Here is an 18,877-nt window from a genome sequence, read left to right as displayed (position 1 = left end):
AGAGTAACCTACCAGCTAGATCAGTTATCTAATGCTCGGAGTGACGCCCCTCAACCGACATCAGTCACTATCCCAAATCTCCCTTAAAATGTCGGGCAAGCTACTGCAATCCTTAATAATAATTCTTGCACCGGCTTTCTTAAGTTCACTAGGATCGTGGTAACCCCAATCGACACCAATCGGTTTCACTGCAGCATTCGTTGCCATTTTTATATCGTAAGTCGTATCGCCAATCATTGCCGTATTCTCGGGCTCTACACCAATCTCGGCCATAGCATCTAGAAGTATATCTGGACTGGGTTTTCCTGGTCCATCATCGGCAGTTTTTAACACCTGGAAGAAAACGCCTAAAGAATGCTGTTTTAACGTTCGAAGCAAACCACGTCGAGATTTGCCAGTAGCTATTCCAAGTTGAAAACCTTGGGCCGTAAGTGACTCCAAACATTGACGAATTCCAGGATACAATGGTTCCGTGTAGTCTAATCGATTGAGAGATTCGGTAAAAGATTTAATGTAAGATTTTTCTAGAATAGCAGGCTCAATGTCACATTCTGGCGGCATCAGTTGATAAATAGCCTCAACTAATTTTAGACCGACAATCCGACGAATGGCATTTGTTGGTGGCGGCTTTAATCCGTTTGAAAGCCATGCCTTACACATAGCAGTAACGATATTATGGCCACTATCGATAAGGGTACCATCACAATCAAAAACTATTAGATGTTTCTGCGGAATGAACAAATTTTTAATTTCCAAAAGGGTTACGTCTCGAATACGGTATCGGTATTTAGTCCAAAAAATTTCCAGCACCGAATCATGTGAGGAGGCAGTGGGGCTTGAACTCTTATAATACCTCCTCCGTCGGGATGCGGTATCTTGATTTCTCTAGCATGCAAATTCATCTGAGATGTAATGGTGTTCAAAAATGCCTTTTTCCCTCCGTATTTTCCATCTCCCAATATAGGGTTTCCTATTTCTGCCATATGAACACGTAATTGATGGGTGCGCCCTGTTATGGGGTAAAGTATCACCCACGAGGCAAGACGACCCATTGTCTCGATAGTTTGATAATGTGTCAGCGCCGTTCGGCCAAGTTTCTTAGTAGGCTGAACACGCTCAATTTTTCCGCTGAAAACCTTTTTAATTGATGAACAAATCTCTCCTCGGGGTGGGTTCGGCACACCAGCGACGAGTGCCCAGTATTGCTTTTTTGCTTCTCGGTGACGAAAACACTTGCTGATTCTTGCTGCCGCCATTGCAGAGCGAGCTATCAACAATACACCACTGGTATCTTTATCCAGCCTATGCACTAGGCGTGGGCGTTCCTCATTAGATCCAACCAAGCCGGGCAGTAACACATCGAGATTACGCCTATTCCCTTTACCGCCCTGAACTGCGATACCAGCGGGCTTATTAAGTGCAAAAAATAAAGGATCCTCGGCTAACACCAAGCCTCTTATAAATGCTTGATCAGATGTGCTAATACTACTTCCTTTTTTACGATTGTCCGCGGCTGATTCGTGGATAGGTGGTACGCGAACGATCTGTCCGGTCTTCAGACGCTGGCCGCTTTTTGCGCGTTTCCTATCTAGGCGTACTTGGCCCGTTCTGAGAAACTGCTGCAACTTTCCATGAGATAGGCCAGGATAGTGACGAAGAAACCAGCGATCGAGTCTTATCCCATTATCGTTTTCTGATACTGTTCGATGATCTACCCGAGACATCGTTTTCTCACGTATTGATAACTCGGATCAAAGCCATACCAGCCAAAAAGGCCATGACCCCCGATATGATTGACGCCAACAAATATATCCCTGCTTTTGTAAAAAGCCCCTGTTCAAAGAGTATCACTAAATCCATAGAAAATGCGGAAAATGTGGTTAGGGAGCCACAGAGGCCTACTGTTATCATTACCTGGAATGCTTGCCCGGGCGTCCATATCAATGCAAATATCTCAATTGCGACACCAAGAATAAACGAACCTATAGTGTTCACCATAAAGGTGCCCCAAGGACTTTCTGTGCCAAAAACGTTTTCAGTTTGTTGAACAACCAAATGCCTAAACACTGCTCCCAATGCGCCCCCAACAGCTGCAGCGATTGCAAGATTGAGCGATATCTTGGTCCGATGAACTCGCCGTATATTAGACATTTACAATGCGTCTACGCCGGTTTCTCCAGTTCGGATACGAACGGCGCTAGCTACATCGGAAACAAATATCTTTCCATCGCCTATATTGCCAGTTTGTGCGGTTTCGCGGATTGTATCGATAAGTTGATTAGCAAGGCTGTCGTCGACTGCAATCTCCAGCTTAACCTTTGGAACAAAGTTAACAGCATACTCAGCACCACGATATATTTCCGTCTGTCCTTTTTGCCTCCCGAAACCCTTTACTTCAGATACGGTCATACCCTCGATGCCCAAAGCTGATAGAGCCTCCCGCACAGCATCAAGTTTGAAAGGCTTGATGATCGCTATTACATGTTTCATACGTTTTCCCTCTCGCCTAATTATAGCCGCGCTCGCCATGTTCGGCGAGGTCAAGACCTTCAGTCTCAGCCTCTTTTCCAACCCTAAGCCCGACTAGAATAGTTGTAAATTTAATAATAAAAAAGGTTATAATTGCACTCAATAAAATAAGAGCATATTTTATTCTACCTTGAGACATGGATACACTCTGTTACATGGATATTTTATAATTACTTTTTACCACAATCTCTGCTCGACCAGAAACTAGAACTCAGTGCCTCACGCTGATTTATCATGCGGTGGGATCAGAGATAATGGCCCACGATACGCTGCCCAACAGATGGTCCCGCCTTTGCTAAGTAATGCGCCTGCAAAAGGATCGGTTGTTAGGTATGATGCCGACCAGCAGGCAAATAAGAACTTCGCAGAAAAAGCCCTGCGGATCACGTTTGCGGGGATCAGAATTTTAATACCTGCGACAGACGTAGTTATCTTGCAAATGGAAGAGCTCTTATTTAGACCGTTATCTTAGGCGAAAACTATGGGTCTTTTTCCCACGCTTTATGCTAATATTCCACGGTGAGTCCGCTACATTAAGTATCTTCCCTAAATCCTTGACGCGTTTGATAACCTGCCCATTCACTTTGAGAATAATATCACCCGGTAAAAATCCAACCTGAATGGCCGGGGATGCACGCAAGATTGCACTTATCATTACACCTTGGGAAAATGTCCTGATGCCGAGTTTTTCAGTTACCGCAGGTGACAGATTTACTACTTTCAAGCCCGCGAAAGGATTTAAGCCCTGAACTATAGTTGTATTCCGCGGAGGAATCTCCGGAGGAGCTATTAATATAAATTTAGCTTTTCTGGCTTTTCCCTTCCGCAAAAAACGGAGTTCTGCCGATTTCCCGATTGGCCGTGCAGCAAGCCGAAATCGTAATGCAAATTCATCCTCGACAGCGAAATCCTCAATATGGGTGATAACGTCTCCGCGTTTAATTCCTGCGCGTTCTGCGGGCCCTTTTGGATAAGTGGTTTCCACCAGAACACCTGTTGGCCTCGCAAGGCCTAAGGCCTCCGCCATATCAGCGGTAACAGCAGTGCCAATAAAAGATAACCAGGGCCTAACTAGAGGCTTTCCAGACATTGCGGTTTCAACAACAGCACGAACCATATTACTGGGTACAGCAAATCCTATTCCTACTGACCCGCCACCTTCACGAGAAAAAATTGCTGTGTTAATACCAATTAACTGCCCGTTTAAATCTACTAATGCGCCACCTGAATTTCCCGGATTAATAGCAGCATCTGTTTGTATAAAAGAACGAAAGTCCGATATACCAACATTGGTTCTTGCCAATGCCGAAACAATACCACTTGTAACAGTTTGCCCAACACCAAAGGGATTACCGATTGCTATTACTAAATCACCGACTTGCAGGGCATCGGCATTACCAAATGAGACAGTTGGCAAATCTTCACTTTCAATTTCAATACTAAGAACTGCAAGATCTGTCTTGCTATCTTTGAGTATTACTTTTGCATCAAATTCGCGTCGGTCAGAGAGAATTATTTTAATTTCCTGAGCATTCTTTATTACATGATAGTTCGTTACGACAATCCCATCATTTCTGACAATTACACCAGAGCCAAGTGACTTCTCTAGCCTTTTCCGGTTTTCCCCGAAAGGAACACCTTCACCGAAGAAACGTCTAAAAAAGGGATCATCAAACAGTGATCTTGTTCGCTGCTTGCGCATTAGCTTGGCGTAGATGTTTACAACTGCGGGGGCAACCTCCCGTACTACCGGAGCGAATGAGAGCGAGATTTGTTTCCTAGAAGAAGGCACAGGAATAGGTTCGGCTAGTGAGTCAGAGATAACGCCTCCAATCATCACTGATAGTAGAAAAAAGTAACATTTAGCTGGCGATCGACTCATAAAACTATGCAGACCTCTTATTGATCTAGAATAAAATATTAAAAAAAGCCGACTATACAATAGTCGGCTTTACATTGTGAAAAAGTGTCATGAGTTATTTCAACCCTCCTCACTTGTCTCCGATTCATCGTCAGATCGCGGCCCAGAGTTCATCCCCTTTACCTCAGGGTCGCGATCAACTAACTCTATTACCGCCATTGCTGCCGAGTCCCCATACCGAAATCCAGCTTTAAGCACGCGCGTGTAGCCCCCAAACCGGTCCTTATACCGAGGGGCCAGTGTCTCAAAAAGTTTAGCTGTAGTCATATCATCACCAAGCATCGCAAAAGCACGTCTTCTATCATGCAATCGCCCCTTTTTCCCGAGCGTGATCAACTTATCCACTAAGGGACTAAGCTCTTTAGCTTTGGGCAGAGTAGTCTTGATTTGTTCATGCTTTAAAAGAGCAACGGCCAAGTTAGCAAAAAGCGCACGGCGATGCTGTGATTTACGGTTCAGCTTACGCCCTTTCATACGGTGTCGCATTGAATGTGCTCCTATACCCCTCTCAGAACTAAACTGATTAAAAGGGCTCCTCGAGTTTTTTTGCCATATCTTCTATATCGTCTGGTGGCCAATCAACTACCTCCATACCAAGATGCAAGCCCATCTGTGTAAGCACCTCTTTAATCTCATTGAGTGATTTACGTCCAAAGTTTGGAGTGCGAAGCATTTCAGCTTCAGACTTCTGAACAAGATCGCCTATGTAAACGATATTATCATTTTTTAAGCAATTAGCCGAACGCACTGACAACTCAAGCTCATCCACTTTTCGGAGAAGGTGTTTGTTATATGGAAGCTCAGACGGAACCTCCTCTTCCACTTTAGCAGCAGGTTCTTCAAAATTAATGAAGAGTTGCAACTGGTCTTGCAATATTCTGGCTGCAAGCGCCACAGCATCGTCTGGCGTAACAGTACCATTTGTTTCTAACTGCATCAGTAGCTTATCATAGTCCGTAACTTGCCCAACACGACTATTTTCAACTTTGTAAGACACTTTTCTTACAGGACTAAAGATGGAGTCAACAGGTATCAGGCCTATTGGCGCATCAGCAGGCCTATTCATTGCTGCTGCGACGTAGCCTTTGCCGGTCTCAACTACAAGCTCCATATTAATACTTGCGTCACGATCAAGTGTACAAATTACTAGGTCAGAATTCATAACCTCTATATCGTGTCCTGTATCAATTTGAGCAGCTGTCACTGGACCAGGACCCTTGGCAGAAAGGGTCATTCTTTTTGGCCCCTCGCTATGGAGCTGAAGTGCCAATGCCTTTACATTTAGCACTATGTCGGTGACGTCTTCTTGAACACCTTGGATTGATGAAAATTCATGCAGAACGCCCTCAATTTGGATCGATGTAACCGCTGCTCCCTGTAGCGATGACAGAAGCACTCGCCGCAACGCATTTCCAAGTGTTAAGCCAAAACCCCGTTCTAAAGGCTCTGCCTCCACAGTTGCTACGCGGGACGTGTCAACACCAGCCTCTATATTGAGCTTGTTCGGTTTAATCAGTGCTTGCCAATTCTTCTGGATCACGTTGGTACCCTCTCAAGTCTCGTAATTTATTCAAATAAAATAAACACCAGCCCAGACATGACATGCCTAAATCTGGATGTCGCTTAATCTATTAGTTTGCTATACTCGTCTGCGCTTAGGTGGCCGACAACCATTATGCGGCACCGGGGTTACATCCTTTATAGCTGTAATATTAAATCCAACAGTTTGCAGGGCGCGAAGGGCGGACTCTCTTCCTGATCCAGGACCTTTGACGCGAACTTCCAATGTCTTCATGCCGTGTTCTATCGCCTTCTTACCACAATCTTCGGCGGCCACTTGGGCAGCATACGGAGTTGATTTCCGCGAGCCACGAAAACCCATGCCCCCTGCCGAAGACCAAGCTATGGTATTGCCTTGCACGTCAGCAATGGTGATCATGGTATTATTGAAAGTAGCGTTAACGTGAGCAATGCCCGACGTTATATTTTTGCGTTCGCGCTTTCGAACCCGTTTTGCTACTGCTGTTTTCGCCATATTATATTACGCCTTCTTTTTACCCGCTATTGCGCGGGCGGGACCTTTTCGAGTCCTTGCATTGGTGTGAGTACGTTGGCCACGAACCGGCAGACCTTTACGATGACGTAAGCCACGGAAAGTTCCCAAGTCCATTAACCGTTTAATGTTCATTGCTGTTTCTCGCCTGAGGTCTCCTTCAACCACGTAATCCTTGTCAATGACCTCTCTTATGCCTATGACTTCTTGTTCACTTAACTCATTTACCCGTGTCTGAGAAGCAATGTTACACTTTGCGCAAATCTCTCCGGCCTTCTGCCGACCAATACCAAAGATATACGTCAAAGCGACTTCGACCCGTTTTTGAGTCGGTATATTTACACCTGCTATTCGCGCCACTGTCTGATCCTCATAAATCCCATCTTAAACATTGTCATCGAAACTGATTTAAGTACACACACCTATTTAAAAGTCACAAGATACAAAAGTTAATGGTCATACCACCAGTTCCCGGCAAAAATCCTGTTTCCCGTAAAATTACACCCGCACCGATTTACAAAACTTGGGGCCGCGGGATTATAGGAAATGATCCTTTCCTGTCAATCACTCTCAATTACTCTTGAGCGAATTCACTATTTTATTTACTGTCCTACCAACCTCTTTTATGTCCTTCCTTCCATCAACACGTTCCAAAATACCGCGGTCAGCATAAAACGGTATAATCGGCGCAGTCCAAACACGATATGCTTGCAATCGATGTTTAAGTATCTCAACCGTATCATCCGAACGCGCCTCATCTATCCCGGCCCTAGTTGCTCTTTCTTCAATGCGCGTCATTAGAGCCTCATCATCAACATCTAGCATTATCACAATATCTATCGTTTCACCTTTAGATTTTTTAATGTCTTCCAAAGCCTCTGCCTGCGCAACCGTGCGAGGAAAACCATCGAACACGATACCTCTCTTACAATCCGGCTCGGCTAATCTGTCTCTAATAACCTCCAAAACAAGTTCGTCAGGAATTAATTCCCCCGCGTCCATGGTGCCTTTAATTTTTTTTCCCAACTCATTGCCAGAGATGACTGCTTCCCTAAGGATTTCACCAGTAGAAATCTGTAAGAATCCGAAACACTCTTCTAATCGTTTTGCTTGGGTACCCTTACCAGAACCAGGCGGACCAAGCAGTATTATGTTCATCCTCGCCGCCCTCGCAACCGCGACTTTTTGATTAAACCTTCGTACTGGTGAGCTAACATATGTGAATGTACCTGCCCAACAGTATCCATAGTAACGCTGACAACTATTAAAAGGCTTGTTCCACCAAAATAAAATGGAACGTTGAATTGTGAGATCAACCATTCAGGAATTATACAAACAATTACAAGGTATATCGCACCCAGAACAGTCAATCGGGTGAGCACATGATCAAGGTATTCAGCAGTATTTTTACCAGGCCGTATTCCGGGCACAAACCCACCGTGTTGACGTAAATTATCGGCAGTCTCCTGCGGATTAAAAACGATTGCAGTATAGAAAAAAGTAAAGAAAACTATAAACAATATATACAAACCAATGAACCCAGGCTGCCCCCGCCCCAGCCACGCAATCATGGTATTAAGCCAGTCCGGACCTGAATTACCTGCGAATTGAAATATTGACAAGGGAAGCAGTAAAATAGAGCTGGCGAAAATAGGAGGTATAACTCCTGGAGTATTAACTTTGAGGGGAATATGCGACGATTCACCCCCAAACATTTTTTGACCTACTTGACGCTTCGGATATTGAACAACTATGCGGCGCTGTGCCCTCTCAATGAAGACTATTACCGTGATGACCACCACAGCGAGAACCAGAATACCAATGATAATTGGCGCCGATAGCACTCCCCTTCGCCCAAGATCCATCGTAGCAACAAGAGCAGATGGCAGCTCAGCAACAATGCCTGCAAAGATAATTAATGAAATACCATTACCCACGCCGCGCTGAGTAACCTGTTCCCCTAGCCACATTAAAAAAATCGTACCACCAACTAAGGATATTACAGTCGTGGCCCGAAAAAAGAACCCGGGTGCAAGTACTGCGGCACCAGATGCGGAAGCGATCCCCTCCACACCCACAGAAAGGCCATAAGCTTGAAAAGTAGCCAAGAAAACTGTGCCATAACGGGTGTATTGATTAAGTTTTTTACGCCCAGGCTCGCCTTCTTTTTTCATAGCTTCGAACTTAGGCACTGTCGATTGTAAAAGCTGCATAATAATAGCGGCCGAAATATAGGGCATGATGTTAAGTGCAAAAATACTCATACGACCGAGCGCACCCCCCGTAAAGAGGTCCATCATATCTGTGATGCCCCCAGCGCCCTGATCAAAAATATCTCGGATAACCTGTGGATCAATTCCAGGCAAAGGAATATAAGTACCGAGCCGATAGATTACCAACGCACCAAGCGTAAACCATATACGCTTTTTAAGCTCTGTTGCCTTATTAAAGGCGCCAAAGTTAAAATTCGAGGCTAATTGTTCCGCGGCTGATGCCATATCTGTTCTTTCAGTCTATAAAGCTGACCCACAAATCGAATAGTTTCTCATTATCCTTTGTCCGACACAGAGTCCTGATCATTAGGTTTTTCTAGTTTGCCAGCTTTTTTCTTTGAAACACTACTTTTTTTTCGGATACTTGGCGAATGATCTTGCTCTATCGCACCAACCGTAAAAGTAACTTCACCTCCGTTTTTCTCAACAGCTGCGATCGCAGGACGTGTTGCGCCTGCAACATTTAACTTTAGCTTAGCACTGAGTTTGCCGTTTCCTAACAATCGAACACCATCTTTTAATCGACGTATAACCCCAGCCGACAACAACGCCTCTCCATCAATAATTTTATCCGCAGATAACTTTCCTGCGTCTACAGCAGCTTGAAGTTGACCGATGTTCAACTCAACGAACTGTTTTCGAAAAATATTGGTAAACCCGCGCTTTGGAAGCCGCCGGTACAATGGCATTTGGCCTCCTTCAAACCCTTTAATGGCTACACCACTTCGGGACTTTTGTCCCTTTTGCCCCTTCCCTGACGTCTTGCCTGTGCCAGACCCTTCGCCTCTACCCACGCGTTTGCGGTTATGCTTAGCACCGCGATTGTCAGCAATTTCATTAAGCCGCATTGCACCGACCCCTCCAAAGATCAAAAAACTGGCATTAGCCAGCGTCATCAACCCGTACCAAATGTTTTACTTTCGCGATCATGCCGCGCACCGATGGCGTATCTTCAAGCTCTCTAGTCTTATGCATTTTGTTAAGCCCGAGCCCCTTAAGGGTTTGCCGCTGATCTGCCTTGCGCCTAATAGGGCTCCCGACTTGAGTAATACGAACAATCTTACTAGCCATTGCTCATGTCCTTCACCATATCTCTATCGTTGCGCCGTCCCACGATCTCTCCTACCTTTTTTCCACGTTTACTAGCAACAAGACGAGGAGAGGAACATTTTGACAAAGCATCAAAAGTAGCCTTGATCATATTTTGATTGTTAGAGGTCCCAACCGATTTTGCAACTACATCTTGCATGCCGAGAGCTTCAAACACTGCTCGCATTGGGCCTCCAGCGATGATACCTGTTCCAGGAGGAGCGTTGCGCACAACCACTCTACCTGCCCCAAAACGCCCACGTACATCATGGTGTAAGGTTCTGCCTTCACGTAGGAGAACTCTGATAAGACGCTTACGAGCACTTTCTGTAGCTTTTCGGATGGCCTCGGGAACTTCACGAGCCTTTCCAACGCCATGGCCAACCCGTCCTTTGCCGTCACCGACCACTACCACCGCAGAGAAACCAAATCTGCGACCGCCTTTTACCACCTTTGCAACACGATTGATCCCTACCAATTTTTCAATCAGGTCTGGCTGGTCCCGTTGTTCGTCCCGCCCACGACCTCGTCCACGCCCACGACCTCTACCTTGCGGTTCCCGCGCCATACTCCTATTCCCCCTAAAAGGCCAGCCCGCCGTCACGGGCCGCCTTAGCTAATGCTTCAACTCGTCCGTGATAGGCATAACCACCCCTATCAAAAACCACATTCAATATACCCGCATCTTTCGCTCTTTGCGCAATCAGCGACCCGACTTCACATGCAGCTTTCTTATTGCCGCCATTCTTTACCTTAGAACGAAGCTCTTTTTCCACACTGGATGCCGCTGCAACTGTGCGGCCCGTGCTGTCGTCGATAACTTGGGCATAAATATGCATTTTCGACCTGAAGACCGATAACCGGGCTTTACCTCTAGCGCTGCGCTTAAGGTTATAACGGTTTCGTCGTCTTCGTCTTTCAAATAGTTTCCTAGAACTCAACATATAAACTGCCTTCTATTTTTTCTTGCCTTCTTTACGCAATATGTATTCGTCAACGTATTTTATTCCTTTACCCTTGTAGGGCTCGGGTTTCCGAAAACCTCGTATTTTGCTGGTTACCTGTCCTACCTTTTGCTTGTCCACGCCACTGACGGCTATAATATTTTGACGATCTCCCTCAATCTTAATGTCGATACCGTCTGGAATAGGAAAATCAATGTCGTGACTATGCCCTAGCTGCAAGTTCAACAACTTGCCTTTCAATTGGGCTCGGTAACCAACACCATTGATTTCTAGTTTTTTGGTAAAACCGACCGATACACCAGTCACAGCACTATTAACTAGGCTACGAATAGTTCCCCATAGTGACCGTGCTAACTTTGAGTTGTCCTGCGGTACCACCGTAACATAATCTTTCTCGACCTTTAGCGCTACAGCCTCATGCAAAGGAATCATCACCTCACCAAGCTTCCCTTTGGCCACTAACATGGCACCACTGATGGTTACGTCAACGCCCTCGGGCACTGCAACTGGATTTTTACCTACACGAGACATAACTCACTCCCACCACCGCTGCACCTAAAAAACCTGACACAATACTTCACCACCTACGTTTTTTTCGCGCGCTTCCGCATCTGATAAAACACCATAAGGCGTGGATAAAATAGAAATCCCGAGCCCATTATAAACCCGACGTAAATCCTTAATCCGAGAATAAATACGTCGGCCTGGAGTTGAAATTCTTGAGATTTCCTTGATAACAGGCTCGCCTTCATAGTATTTCAGTTCAATTGTAAGCTCCTGAATACCAGTTCTCAACTCGGCCCAACTAAAACCGCGAATATATCCTTCGCGCTTGAGCGCATCCAGGACATTAGCTCGCAGCTTCGATGCGGGACAGATAACGGTTGCAGCACTGTTACGCTGTCCATTTCGGATACGCGTAAGCATATCACCTAAGGGATCGCTCATCGTCATTGATGCGTGCCTCCTACCAGCTTGACTTGACCATACCGGGGATACGCCCGGTAGACGCGAGATCCCGCAATGAAATACGGGACATTTTATATTTTCGGTATACCCCTCTCGGCCGACCCGTCATTTCGCACCTATTCCGGATGCGGGTTGGCGCCGAATTTCTGGGCAACTGAGAGAGTTTTAACCGAGCTTCAAACCGCTCTTCAGCAGGTAATTTTTGATCATTAGCGATGGCGCGCAGCGTATTTCTTTTTGCCGAAAACTTGGCAACAATTCTACGCCGGCGCCTATTTTTCTCAATTGCACTTTTTTTAGCCATAGCTAGACTATTCCCCATTTGTGCCAACATCGCTGGCATTTTTCTGTTTGTCATTTTTCGGAAATGGTAAATTAAAACCGCGCAACAATTCACGCGCCTCATTATCTGTATTTGCAGTAGTACAAATAACAACATTCATTCCACGGATCGTATCTACCCTATCATAGTCGATCTCTGGAAAAACAATTTGCTCTTTCAATCCCATCGAATAATTTCCGTTGCCATCGAAACTTTTTGCTGACAAACCACGGAAATCCCGGACTCTCGGCAACGCCACGTTCACTAACCGGTCCAGAAACTCATACATACGGTCGCGACGCAGTGTAACCTTAGCTCCTATCGAAACCCCTTCGCGCAGCTTGAAATTTGCAATTGACTGCTTCGCTTTTGTGATTTGTGGTTTCTGACCCGTGATTGCTGCCAAATCATCACAGGCAGCGCCGATTTTTTTTGAGTCAGAGACTGCACTACCAACACCCATATTTACAACTATCTTCTCTAGCCTTGGAATTTCCATGGGATTCGCATAGCCGAAGGCACTCGTCATCTGTTGACGCAATTTTTCCCGATAAAGCTGTTTCAAACGAGGTATATAATTTTTTTCAGCCATCACAACACCTTAACTATCAATCACTTCGCCGGAGCGTTTAGCGAACCGGACTTTACGACCGTCTTCTAGCCTTTTAAATCCCACACGGGTTGGTTTGTCATCTTTTGGATCAATGATTGCCAAATTAGACAAATGAATTGGAAGCTCTTTGTCGACGATGCCGCCAGGATTGGTCTGACTGGGTTTTGTGTGGCGCTTTACAACATTTATTCCTTGCACGAATGCTCGTTTTTCTTTTAGGACAAGTTTAACAACTTCCCCAGATTTACCTTTGTCGCGGCCTGAAAGAACTACTACTTTATCACCTTTTCTAATCTTCGCTGCCATTACAAAACCTCCGGCGCCAATGATATGATCTTCATAAACTGACGCGCCCGCAGTTCCCTAGTTACGGGTCCAAATATACGGGTGCCGATTGGTTCATTCTGATTATTGATTAACACTGCAGCATTGCGGTCAAATCTTATAGCGCTCCCATCATCTCTTCGAACCTCTTTAGCAGTACGCACAACAACCGCCTTAAGAACTTCTCCCTTTTTTACACGACCACGCGGAATAGCCTCCTTGACGGATACAACTATCACATCGCCGACGCCCGCCGTCTTGCGCTTCGACCCCCCAAGTACTTTAATACATTGAACACGTCGCGCGCCTGAATTATCGGCCACATCAAGATTTGTTTGCATCTGGATCATGGTCCAGCGCTCCCCTACTCATGAATTCATGCAGATTCGGTTAATACTTCCCAATTCTTCCGCTTGGAAATTGGTCGACACTCTTGAATGCGCACGAAATCTCCGGCTTTACAGAGATTGCCCGCATCATGCGCCATGTATTTTTTCGACCGTCGGATAAATTTTTGATAGAGCGGGTGTTTCACTTTCCGCTCGACTCGAACTACCACGGACTTATCTTTAGCATCTTTCAGAACTCGTCCCTGCAAAATCCGTTTTGACATCGCCTACTCTCCCTTGCCACTCATTGACCGCTCTTTTATCACGGTCTTTATACGAGCAATATCTCGCCGAACTTGCCGTACGCGGCCGGTATTTTCTAATTGCCCACTTGCCCGCTGAAACCGCAGATTAAAGGATTCCTTGCGCAAATCTATCAACTGTTCTGCTAATTCGTCATTAGATTTTTGTTTCACATCAGCTGCCTTCATTGCAACGCTCCTTAGCTACCAAGACGCGAAACAAACCGAGTTTTAACCGGCAGTTTTGCGGCCGCTAGTTCAAATGCTCTTCGCGCTATATCCATTTCAACACCATCCAGCTCAAACATCACTCGACCCGGCTTCACTCGACACATCCAATACTCCGGCGTCCCCTTACCTTTACCCATACGAACTTCGGCAGGCTTCTGACTAACAGGAACATCCGGGAATATCCGTATCCAAACGCGACCCGCCCTTTTGATATGCCTAGTAATCGTACGCCTTGCAGCCTCTATTTGGCGAGCTGTCACACGACCTGGGGTAGTAGCTTTTAAGCCATAACTCCCGAAATTTAGGCTAAAACCCCCTTTAGCCAATCCCTTGAGCCGACCTTTTTGTTGTTTACGGAATTTTGTCCGTTTTGGGCTGAGCATTACTTAATCTCCTGAACAAAGGCTCTACCGAACCTGCTGTTCCTGTAAAAGCTTATCTTGTGCCATAGGGTCGTGGGCTAAAATCTCGCCCTTGAAAATCCAGACTTTGACGCCGCAGGCCCCATATGTTGTCTGCGCAGTTGACGTTCCATAATCTACATCGGCGCGAAGGGTATGCAATGGAACCCTGCCTTCACGGTACCATTCGGTCCGCGCAATCTCTGCTCCGCCTAAACGGCCAGCGCAATTTATACGGATGCCTTCAGCACCAAGACGCATAGCTGACTGAACCGCACGTTTCATGGCACGACGAAAGGCAACCCGACGAACTAATTGCTGGGCTATGTTATCAGCCACAAGCTTGGCATCAATTTCCGGCTTTCTAATTTCTATAATATTTAAGGCCACATCCCCTTGAGTCATTTTTGCGACATCTTGACGTAACACTTCAATATCAGCACCCTTCTTACCTATCACCACCCCAGGCCTTGCTGTATGAATTGTAATTCTCGCTTTCTTAGCCGGACGCTCGATAACTACCTTAGAAACACCGGCTTGATTCAGCCTTTTGAAAAGGTATTTACGCAACTCAAGATCCTGATGGAGCAATTCTCCATATTCACCATCTGCGTACCACCTAGAGTCCCACGTCCTATTTATACCGAGCCTTAGCCCAATTGGGTTTACTTTCTGACCCATTACTCCGACTCCTCGCGCTCTTTAACAATGACTGTAAGATTACTGAAAGGTTTCTGTATACGCCCAACTCGCCCTCGGGCACGAGGACGGAACCGTTTCATAACAAGGGATTTGCCTACCGTTGCCTCTTTTATATAGAGCCTATCGACATCTAATTGATGATTATTTTCTGCATTAGCGATAGCAGATTCTAGTACACTTCTAACCTCACCAGCAATTCGTCTGCGTGAAAACGTCAATTCAGCAAGTGCCTTGTTAGCCGCCTTGCCACGTATCGTTTGAGCGACCAAGTTCAACTTTTGCGGGCTACCGCGCAGCAACTTGCCATAAGCTCTAGCTTCATCATCCGCTTGTCGTCGTTTTGACTTTGATTTGCCCATAATTTCTGCCTGCTACACTTATGATCGTTTTGCTTTTTTATCAGCCGTGTGCCCAAAATACGTCCGGGTCGGAGAAAATTCACCGAATTTATGCCCAATCATATTTTCCGTAACTAAGACCGGTATAAATTTCGTGCCATTGTGAACACCAAAAGTAAGACCAACAAATTGGGGCAGTATAGTTGAGCGCCTTGACCATGTTTTAATTACATCATTACGACCCGACCCGCGCACAACCTCGGCTTTTTTCAGCAAATAGCCATCAACAAACGGTCCTTTCCAAACTGAACGTGCCACTTTCTAAACTCCCCTAGCTATCGCCTTTGGCCACGACGTCGAATAATAAGCTTACCACTTGGCTTCTTCTTGTTCCTTGTTCTCTTACCCTTGGTTGGCTTACCCCAAGGTGTGACCGGGTGGCGACCACCCGAGGTTCGCCCTTCGCCACCTCCATGGGGGTGGTCAACCGGGTTCATGGCAACGCCGCGCACTTGCGGGCGCTTCCCAAGCCAACGTTTGCGACCTGCTTTTCCAAGTGAAATATTCGCTTGATCAGGGTTTGATACCGCACCGACAGTGGCCTTACACTCGCCACGAACCATTCTCAATTCACCAGAACTCAGCTTGATTTGGGCGTAACCTTGATCCCGGCCTACTAGCTGCACGTATGTACCAGCAGACCGGGCAATCTGCCCACCTTTGCCGGGCTTCATTTCCACATTGTGGATTATGGTCCCTACAGGGATCGAATTTAAAGGCAACGCATTGCCGGGCTTTATATCTGCCCCAGCACCGGACATCACGCTGTCTCCCGGGCTAACGCGTTGCGGGGCTAAAATGTAAGCTTTCTCTCCATCATTATATTTAATCAACGCTATAAATGCAGTGCGGTTCGGATCGTATTCAATACGCTCTACCGTAGCTGCAACATCCAGCTTATTTCGCTTGAAATCTATAACTCTATATCTTCTCTTGTGTCCACCACCGCGACGCCTTGCCGTTACACGGCCTTTATTGTTACGCCCACCTTTTTTCGGCAGACCTTGCGTTAGCTCTTTCACCGGCTCACCTTTATAAAGATCAGAACGATTTACAAGAACCAATTCCCGCATGCCTGGCGTTATAGGATTAAAGCTTTTCAATGCCATTTTCTCAAACCCCTGTCGTCACGTCTATTGAGTGACCATCTTCAAGGCAAATGATGGCTTTCTTGGTGTCATTGCGTCGCCCCGCCCGACCTCGAAAGAGCTTTATTTTACCCTTTTGGCGCAATGTATTAACCGCCTTAACCTTCACATTGAATAGAGCTTCCACCGCAGCCTTAATTTCAGGCTTCGTGGCACTCATTGGCACTTTAAAAGTGACTTGTCCATGTTCACCTCCTAAAGTTGCCTTTTCCGTGATTACAGGGGTGCGGATAAGTTCATACTGCCGCTCCTTGGTAACCCTTTTTTCGCCAATATAATGCTTCCAAGTCATGACAAGCGTGCCTCCAGCATTTTCACGGCATCCTTCGTTAAAACTAGAGTATCCCGCCGTAATATATCGTAAACATTAGCTCCTTCGCTTAGCACAACATCGACATTTGGTATATTACGAGCAGCGAGGTAAAAGTTCTTATCCACCGACGAGCCACCAACGATCAGTACGCGCCCCCATCCAAGCTTTTCAAATCTACCTACAAGTTCTTTCGTTTTACCTTGCTTAAGTTCAGCGCTGTCAAGTATCACGAGTGCACCTGTAGCCTGCTTGGCTGACAATGCAGAACGCAGCGCTAACCTACGCACTTTTTTGGTCAGCTTATGGCTATGAGAACGAATAACAGGACCAAACACTGTTGCACCGCTGCGCATTTGGGTGACTTTTACCGAACCTTGCCGGGCTCGACCACTGCCCTTCTGATTGAAAGGCTTCGCCGTCGTTCCTCGTATTTCTCCCCGGGTCTTTACTTTATGCGTCCCCGCCCGCTTTTTAGCGCGCTGATAATTCACCATCCGCGAGAGTATATCTTGCCGAACATCCGCACCAAAGATATCGTCTTTGAGTTCGATATCTCCTACGGCTTTATTATCTAAGGTGATGATCTTCGCTTTCATCTGCCGTCAGCCCTTTCCCGGTTTCTGGCTGTCCGCGCTGGTAGCCTTTTCAGATGGGATATTGTCGGCACCGGAAGACTGAACGGCATCCAGCACATCGTTTGCCTCATTATCTTCCGAAGATAGTCCCGTATCTCTCAAACCAGCGGGAAACGGAGCCTCTTCCGGCAAACTTTTTTTGACTGCATCCTGTACTTTAACCCAGGCTCCTTTGGACCCGGGCACAGCCCCTTTAATCATTATCAACCCATTCTCAGGATCAGTCTCTACAACTTTCAGGTTTTGGCTTGTTACCTGTGAAGCCCCCATATGACCAGCCATTTTCTTGCCTTTAAAAACCTTCCCCGGATCTTGGCATTGCCCAGTTGACCCGTGAGAGCGATGCGAGATCGAAACTCCATGACTAGCACGCAGGCCACCGAACCCATGTCGCTTCATGGCGCCAGCAAAACCTTTACCAATACTTTCGCCGACTACATCTACATATTGACCGCTCACAAAATGCGACGCAGTCAATTCAGCTCCCACGTCGAGCATTGCATCGCCACTAACACGAAACTCAGTCAATTTTTGTTTGGGTTCTACCTTTGCCTTGGCAAAATGTCCCCGCAATGCGTTCGTTGTGTTCTTTGATTTGGCCGCACCACTACCCAATTGAACTGCATCATAGCCCTCTACATCAGCCTTCCGAATAGCGACGACACGACAATCATCTACCCTAAGAACAGTAACGGGCACATGGGTGCCATTGTCCATGAATACCCTAGACATACCCATTTTCTTTGCTAACAATCCAGTACGCATCTTTTTCTCCCTCGCGATCAAACTTTAATTAAAGCTTGATCTGCACATCAACACCTGATGCTAAATCGAGCTTCATCAAGGCATCGACTGTTTGCGGTGTCGGGTCGACGATATCAAGAAGCCGCTTGTGGGTCCGCACCTCAAACTGCTCCCTGCTTTTCTTATCAATGTGAGGCGAACGCAACACTGTTAATTTTTCTATGCGCGTAGGCAACGGTATGGGGCCTCGCACACCCGCCCCGGTTCGTTTGGCGGTATTCACAATCTCTTGAGTCGACTGATCGAGAACTCGATGGTCAAAAGCTTTCAATCGGATGCGGATATTTTGACTGTCCATAAATTCGCCCTCACTGCGTTGTAAAACAGTTATTCAGTAATACTGGTTACAACACCAGCGCCAACAGTTTTGCCGCCTTCGCGAATTGCAAAACGCAAACCCTCATCCATAGCAATTGGCGCAATTAAGTTTACACCCATAGAAATATTGTCCCCAGGCATTACCATTTCTGTTCCTTCTGGAAGCTCCACCGTACCCGTGACATCTGTAGTTCGGAAATAAAATTGCGGCCTATAATTTGAGAAAAATGGCGTATGC

34 protein-coding genes are annotated in these 18,877 nt (G+C 46.2%); all 34 read right to left on the bottom strand.

Features of this window, described 5'->3' with window-relative positions:
* Positions 1–60 precede the first annotated feature (60 nt).
* Positions 61–756 (bottom strand): HAD-IA family hydrolase, encoded by a 696-nt coding sequence (locus VX941_06915; GenBank protein MEE2933140.1) that lies wholly within the window; start codon positions 754–756, stop codon positions 61–63.
* A gap of 5 nt (positions 757–761) precedes the next feature.
* Positions 762–1,724: an RluA family pseudouridine synthase gene (locus VX941_06910; GenBank protein ID MEE2933139.1), complete on the bottom strand. Its 963-nt coding sequence runs from the start codon at positions 1,722–1,724 to the stop codon at positions 762–764.
* A gap of 7 nt (positions 1,725–1,731) precedes the next feature.
* Positions 1,732–2,151, bottom strand: a complete 420-nt coding sequence (crcB, locus tag VX941_06905; GenBank protein ID MEE2933138.1) for a fluoride efflux transporter CrcB — start codon at positions 2,149–2,151, stop codon at positions 1,732–1,734.
* Positions 2,152–2,490, bottom strand: a complete 339-nt coding sequence (locus VX941_06900; GenBank protein ID MEE2933137.1) for a P-II family nitrogen regulator — start codon at positions 2,488–2,490, stop codon at positions 2,152–2,154. It lies immediately after the preceding gene.
* 16 nt (positions 2,491–2,506) lie between these two features.
* Positions 2,507–2,668: a hypothetical protein gene (locus VX941_06895; GenBank protein MEE2933136.1), complete on the bottom strand. Its 162-nt coding sequence runs from the start codon at positions 2,666–2,668 to the stop codon at positions 2,507–2,509.
* A gap of 324 nt (positions 2,669–2,992) precedes the next feature.
* Entirely contained in the window at positions 2,993–4,411 is a 1,419-nt protein-coding gene (locus VX941_06890) for a Do family serine endopeptidase (protein MEE2933135.1), read from the bottom strand.
* A gap of 99 nt (positions 4,412–4,510) precedes the next feature.
* Positions 4,511–4,936, bottom strand: a complete 426-nt coding sequence (gene rplQ, locus VX941_06885) for a 50S ribosomal protein L17 (protein MEE2933134.1) — start codon at positions 4,934–4,936, stop codon at positions 4,511–4,513.
* A gap of 37 nt (positions 4,937–4,973) precedes the next feature.
* The gene (locus VX941_06880) at positions 4,974–5,990 is read right to left on the bottom strand and encodes a DNA-directed RNA polymerase subunit alpha (GenBank protein ID MEE2933133.1); all 1,017 of its coding nucleotides are present in this window, start codon (positions 5,988–5,990) and stop codon (positions 4,974–4,976) included.
* A 99-nt stretch (positions 5,991–6,089) separates the two neighbouring features.
* Positions 6,090–6,485 carry a 30S ribosomal protein S11 gene (gene rpsK, locus VX941_06875; GenBank protein MEE2933132.1) on the bottom strand — a complete coding sequence of 132 codons (396 nt, stop codon included), beginning with the start codon at positions 6,483–6,485 and terminating at the stop codon, positions 6,090–6,092.
* Positions 6,486–6,491: 6 nt separating this feature from the next.
* Entirely contained in the window at positions 6,492–6,863 is a 372-nt protein-coding gene (rpsM, locus tag VX941_06870; protein MEE2933131.1) for a 30S ribosomal protein S13, read from the bottom strand.
* A gap of 210 nt (positions 6,864–7,073) precedes the next feature.
* The gene (locus tag VX941_06865) at positions 7,074–7,661 is read right to left on the bottom strand and encodes an adenylate kinase (GenBank protein ID MEE2933130.1); all 588 of its coding nucleotides are present in this window, start codon (positions 7,659–7,661) and stop codon (positions 7,074–7,076) included.
* Positions 7,658–9,001 carry a preprotein translocase subunit SecY gene (gene secY / locus VX941_06860; GenBank protein MEE2933129.1) on the bottom strand — a complete coding sequence of 448 codons (1,344 nt, stop codon included), beginning with the start codon at positions 8,999–9,001 and terminating at the stop codon, positions 7,658–7,660. The genes VX941_06865 and secY overlap by 4 nt, the downstream gene beginning before the upstream one ends.
* Positions 9,002–9,051: 50 nt before the next feature.
* Positions 9,052–9,624 (bottom strand): 50S ribosomal protein L15, encoded by a 573-nt coding sequence (gene rplO / locus VX941_06855; protein ID MEE2933128.1) that lies wholly within the window; start codon positions 9,622–9,624, stop codon positions 9,052–9,054.
* A 34-nt stretch (positions 9,625–9,658) separates the two neighbouring features.
* Positions 9,659–9,847 (bottom strand): 50S ribosomal protein L30, encoded by a 189-nt coding sequence (gene rpmD / locus VX941_06850; GenBank protein ID MEE2933127.1) that lies wholly within the window; start codon positions 9,845–9,847, stop codon positions 9,659–9,661.
* Entirely contained in the window at positions 9,840–10,433 is a 594-nt protein-coding gene (gene rpsE, locus VX941_06845) for a 30S ribosomal protein S5 (GenBank protein MEE2933126.1), read from the bottom strand. The genes rpmD and rpsE overlap by 8 nt, the downstream gene beginning before the upstream one ends.
* Before the next feature lie 13 nt (positions 10,434–10,446).
* The gene (gene rplR / locus VX941_06840; protein MEE2933125.1) at positions 10,447–10,809 is read right to left on the bottom strand and encodes a 50S ribosomal protein L18; all 363 of its coding nucleotides are present in this window, start codon (positions 10,807–10,809) and stop codon (positions 10,447–10,449) included.
* 12 nt (positions 10,810–10,821) lie between these two features.
* A complete protein-coding gene (gene rplF / locus VX941_06835) occupies positions 10,822–11,361 on the bottom strand; it encodes a 50S ribosomal protein L6 (GenBank protein ID MEE2933124.1) in 540 nt (179 codons plus the stop codon).
* Positions 11,362–11,385: 24 nt separating this feature from the next.
* A complete protein-coding gene (gene rpsH / locus VX941_06830; protein MEE2933123.1) occupies positions 11,386–11,784 on the bottom strand; it encodes a 30S ribosomal protein S8 in 399 nt (132 codons plus the stop codon).
* A 13-nt stretch (positions 11,785–11,797) separates the two neighbouring features.
* A complete protein-coding gene (gene rpsN / locus VX941_06825) occupies positions 11,798–12,103 on the bottom strand; it encodes a 30S ribosomal protein S14 (protein ID MEE2933122.1) in 306 nt (101 codons plus the stop codon).
* A gap of 7 nt (positions 12,104–12,110) precedes the next feature.
* Positions 12,111–12,713: a 50S ribosomal protein L5 gene (gene rplE / locus VX941_06820; protein MEE2933121.1), complete on the bottom strand. Its 603-nt coding sequence runs from the start codon at positions 12,711–12,713 to the stop codon at positions 12,111–12,113.
* Positions 12,714–12,722: 9 nt separating this feature from the next.
* A complete protein-coding gene (gene rplX, locus VX941_06815) occupies positions 12,723–13,040 on the bottom strand; it encodes a 50S ribosomal protein L24 (protein MEE2933120.1) in 318 nt (105 codons plus the stop codon).
* Positions 13,040–13,408, bottom strand: coding sequence for a 50S ribosomal protein L14 (gene rplN / locus VX941_06810; GenBank protein ID MEE2933119.1), 369 nt, complete (start codon positions 13,406–13,408; stop codon positions 13,040–13,042). The genes rplX and rplN overlap by 1 nt, the downstream gene beginning before the upstream one ends.
* A gap of 26 nt (positions 13,409–13,434) precedes the next feature.
* Complete coding sequence (gene rpsQ, locus VX941_06805; protein MEE2933118.1) at positions 13,435–13,671, bottom strand: 30S ribosomal protein S17; 237 nt, start codon at positions 13,669–13,671, stop codon at positions 13,435–13,437.
* A gap of 3 nt (positions 13,672–13,674) precedes the next feature.
* A complete protein-coding gene (gene rpmC / locus VX941_06800; protein ID MEE2933117.1) occupies positions 13,675–13,878 on the bottom strand; it encodes a 50S ribosomal protein L29 in 204 nt (67 codons plus the stop codon).
* Positions 13,879–13,889: 11 nt separating this feature from the next.
* Positions 13,890–14,303, bottom strand: a complete 414-nt coding sequence (gene rplP, locus VX941_06795) for a 50S ribosomal protein L16 (GenBank protein ID MEE2933116.1) — start codon at positions 14,301–14,303, stop codon at positions 13,890–13,892.
* Positions 14,304–14,327: 24 nt separating this feature from the next.
* Positions 14,328–15,002: a 30S ribosomal protein S3 gene (gene rpsC, locus VX941_06790; GenBank protein MEE2933115.1), complete on the bottom strand. Its 675-nt coding sequence runs from the start codon at positions 15,000–15,002 to the stop codon at positions 14,328–14,330.
* A complete protein-coding gene (gene rplV, locus VX941_06785) occupies positions 15,002–15,382 on the bottom strand; it encodes a 50S ribosomal protein L22 (GenBank protein MEE2933114.1) in 381 nt (126 codons plus the stop codon). Before rplV ends, rpsC begins: the two co-directional genes overlap by 1 nt.
* A gap of 18 nt (positions 15,383–15,400) precedes the next feature.
* Positions 15,401–15,679 (bottom strand): 30S ribosomal protein S19, encoded by a 279-nt coding sequence (gene rpsS, locus VX941_06780; protein MEE2933113.1) that lies wholly within the window; start codon positions 15,677–15,679, stop codon positions 15,401–15,403.
* Positions 15,680–15,696: 17 nt separating this feature from the next.
* Positions 15,697–16,530: a 50S ribosomal protein L2 gene (gene rplB, locus VX941_06775; protein ID MEE2933112.1), complete on the bottom strand. Its 834-nt coding sequence runs from the start codon at positions 16,528–16,530 to the stop codon at positions 15,697–15,699.
* Positions 16,531–16,534: 4 nt separating this feature from the next.
* A complete protein-coding gene (locus tag VX941_06770; protein ID MEE2933111.1) occupies positions 16,535–16,843 on the bottom strand; it encodes a 50S ribosomal protein L23 in 309 nt (102 codons plus the stop codon).
* Between the two features lie 14 nt (positions 16,844–16,857).
* On the bottom strand, positions 16,858–17,478 hold the full coding sequence (rplD, locus tag VX941_06765) for a 50S ribosomal protein L4 (GenBank protein MEE2933110.1): 621 nt from the start codon (positions 17,476–17,478) through the stop codon (positions 16,858–16,860).
* Between the two features lie 6 nt (positions 17,479–17,484).
* Positions 17,485–18,282, bottom strand: coding sequence for a 50S ribosomal protein L3 (gene rplC / locus VX941_06760; GenBank protein ID MEE2933109.1), 798 nt, complete (start codon positions 18,280–18,282; stop codon positions 17,485–17,487).
* A gap of 28 nt (positions 18,283–18,310) precedes the next feature.
* A complete protein-coding gene (gene rpsJ / locus VX941_06755; GenBank protein MEE2933108.1) occupies positions 18,311–18,619 on the bottom strand; it encodes a 30S ribosomal protein S10 in 309 nt (102 codons plus the stop codon).
* 29 nt (positions 18,620–18,648) lie between these two features.
* A partial coding sequence (gene tuf, locus VX941_06750) for an elongation factor Tu (GenBank protein MEE2933107.1) occupies positions 18,649–18,877 on the bottom strand: 229 nt, incomplete at its 5' end.

It is taken from the genome of Pseudomonadota bacterium, from assembly GCA_036339585.1.
In the GTDB taxonomy this organism is placed as follows: domain Bacteria; phylum Pseudomonadota; class Alphaproteobacteria; order UBA8366; family UBA8366; genus UBA8366.
This window is presented reverse-complemented; position numbering and strand designations above follow the sequence as displayed.

Coding starts and splice junctions, on each gene's coding strand:
- VX941_06910 (MEE2933139.1), bottom strand. CDS start 1,724: ATGTCTCGGGTAGATCATCGAACAGTATCAGAAAACGATAATGGGATA.
- crcB (MEE2933138.1), bottom strand. CDS start 2,151: ATGTCTAATATACGGCGAGTTCATCGGACCAAGATATCGCTCAATCTT.
- VX941_06900 (MEE2933137.1), bottom strand. CDS start 2,490: ATGAAACATGTAATAGCGATCATCAAGCCTTTCAAACTTGATGCTGTG.
- VX941_06895 (MEE2933136.1), bottom strand. CDS start 2,668: ATGTCTCAAGGTAGAATAAAATATGCTCTTATTTTATTGAGTGCAATT.
- VX941_06890 (MEE2933135.1), bottom strand. CDS start 4,411: ATGAGTCGATCGCCAGCTAAATGTTACTTTTTTCTACTATCAGTGATG.
- rplQ (MEE2933134.1), bottom strand. CDS start 4,936: ATGCGACACCGTATGAAAGGGCGTAAGCTGAACCGTAAATCACAGCAT.
- rpsK (MEE2933132.1), bottom strand. CDS start 6,485: ATGGCGAAAACAGCAGTAGCAAAACGGGTTCGAAAGCGCGAACGCAAA.
- VX941_06865 (MEE2933130.1), bottom strand. CDS start 7,661: ATGAACATAATACTGCTTGGTCCGCCTGGTTCTGGTAAGGGTACCCAA.
- secY (MEE2933129.1), bottom strand. CDS start 9,001: ATGGCATCAGCCGCGGAACAATTAGCCTCGAATTTTAACTTTGGCGCC.
- rplO (MEE2933128.1), bottom strand. CDS start 9,624: ATGCGGCTTAATGAAATTGCTGACAATCGCGGTGCTAAGCATAACCGC.
- rpmD (MEE2933127.1), bottom strand. CDS start 9,847: ATGGCTAGTAAGATTGTTCGTATTACTCAAGTCGGGAGCCCTATTAGG.
- rpsE (MEE2933126.1), bottom strand. CDS start 10,433: ATGGCGCGGGAACCGCAAGGTAGAGGTCGTGGGCGTGGACGAGGTCGT.
- rplR (MEE2933125.1), bottom strand. CDS start 10,809: ATGTTGAGTTCTAGGAAACTATTTGAAAGACGAAGACGACGAAACCGT.
- rplF (MEE2933124.1), bottom strand. CDS start 11,361: ATGTCTCGTGTAGGTAAAAATCCAGTTGCAGTGCCCGAGGGCGTTGAC.
- rpsH (MEE2933123.1), bottom strand. CDS start 11,784: ATGACGATGAGCGATCCCTTAGGTGATATGCTTACGCGTATCCGAAAT.
- rpsN (MEE2933122.1), bottom strand. CDS start 12,103: ATGGCTAAAAAAAGTGCAATTGAGAAAAATAGGCGCCGGCGTAGAATT.
- rplE (MEE2933121.1), bottom strand. CDS start 12,713: ATGGCTGAAAAAAATTATATACCTCGTTTGAAACAGCTTTATCGGGAA.
- rplX (MEE2933120.1), bottom strand. CDS start 13,040: ATGGCAGCGAAGATTAGAAAAGGTGATAAAGTAGTAGTTCTTTCAGGC.
- rplN (MEE2933119.1), bottom strand. CDS start 13,408: ATGATCCAGATGCAAACAAATCTTGATGTGGCCGATAATTCAGGCGCG.
- rpsQ (MEE2933118.1), bottom strand. CDS start 13,671: ATGTCAAAACGGATTTTGCAGGGACGAGTTCTGAAAGATGCTAAAGAT.
- rpmC (MEE2933117.1), bottom strand. CDS start 13,878: ATGAAGGCAGCTGATGTGAAACAAAAATCTAATGACGAATTAGCAGAA.
- rplP (MEE2933116.1), bottom strand. CDS start 14,303: ATGCTCAGCCCAAAACGGACAAAATTCCGTAAACAACAAAAAGGTCGG.
- rpsC (MEE2933115.1), bottom strand. CDS start 15,002: ATGGGTCAGAAAGTAAACCCAATTGGGCTAAGGCTCGGTATAAATAGG.
- rplV (MEE2933114.1), bottom strand. CDS start 15,382: ATGGGCAAATCAAAGTCAAAACGACGACAAGCGGATGATGAAGCTAGA.
- rplB (MEE2933112.1), bottom strand. CDS start 16,530: ATGGCATTGAAAAGCTTTAATCCTATAACGCCAGGCATGCGGGAATTG.
- rplD (MEE2933110.1), bottom strand. CDS start 17,478: ATGAAAGCGAAGATCATCACCTTAGATAATAAAGCCGTAGGAGATATC.
- rplC (MEE2933109.1), bottom strand. CDS start 18,282: ATGCGTACTGGATTGTTAGCAAAGAAAATGGGTATGTCTAGGGTATTC.
- rpsJ (MEE2933108.1), bottom strand. CDS start 18,619: ATGGACAGTCAAAATATCCGCATCCGATTGAAAGCTTTTGACCATCGA.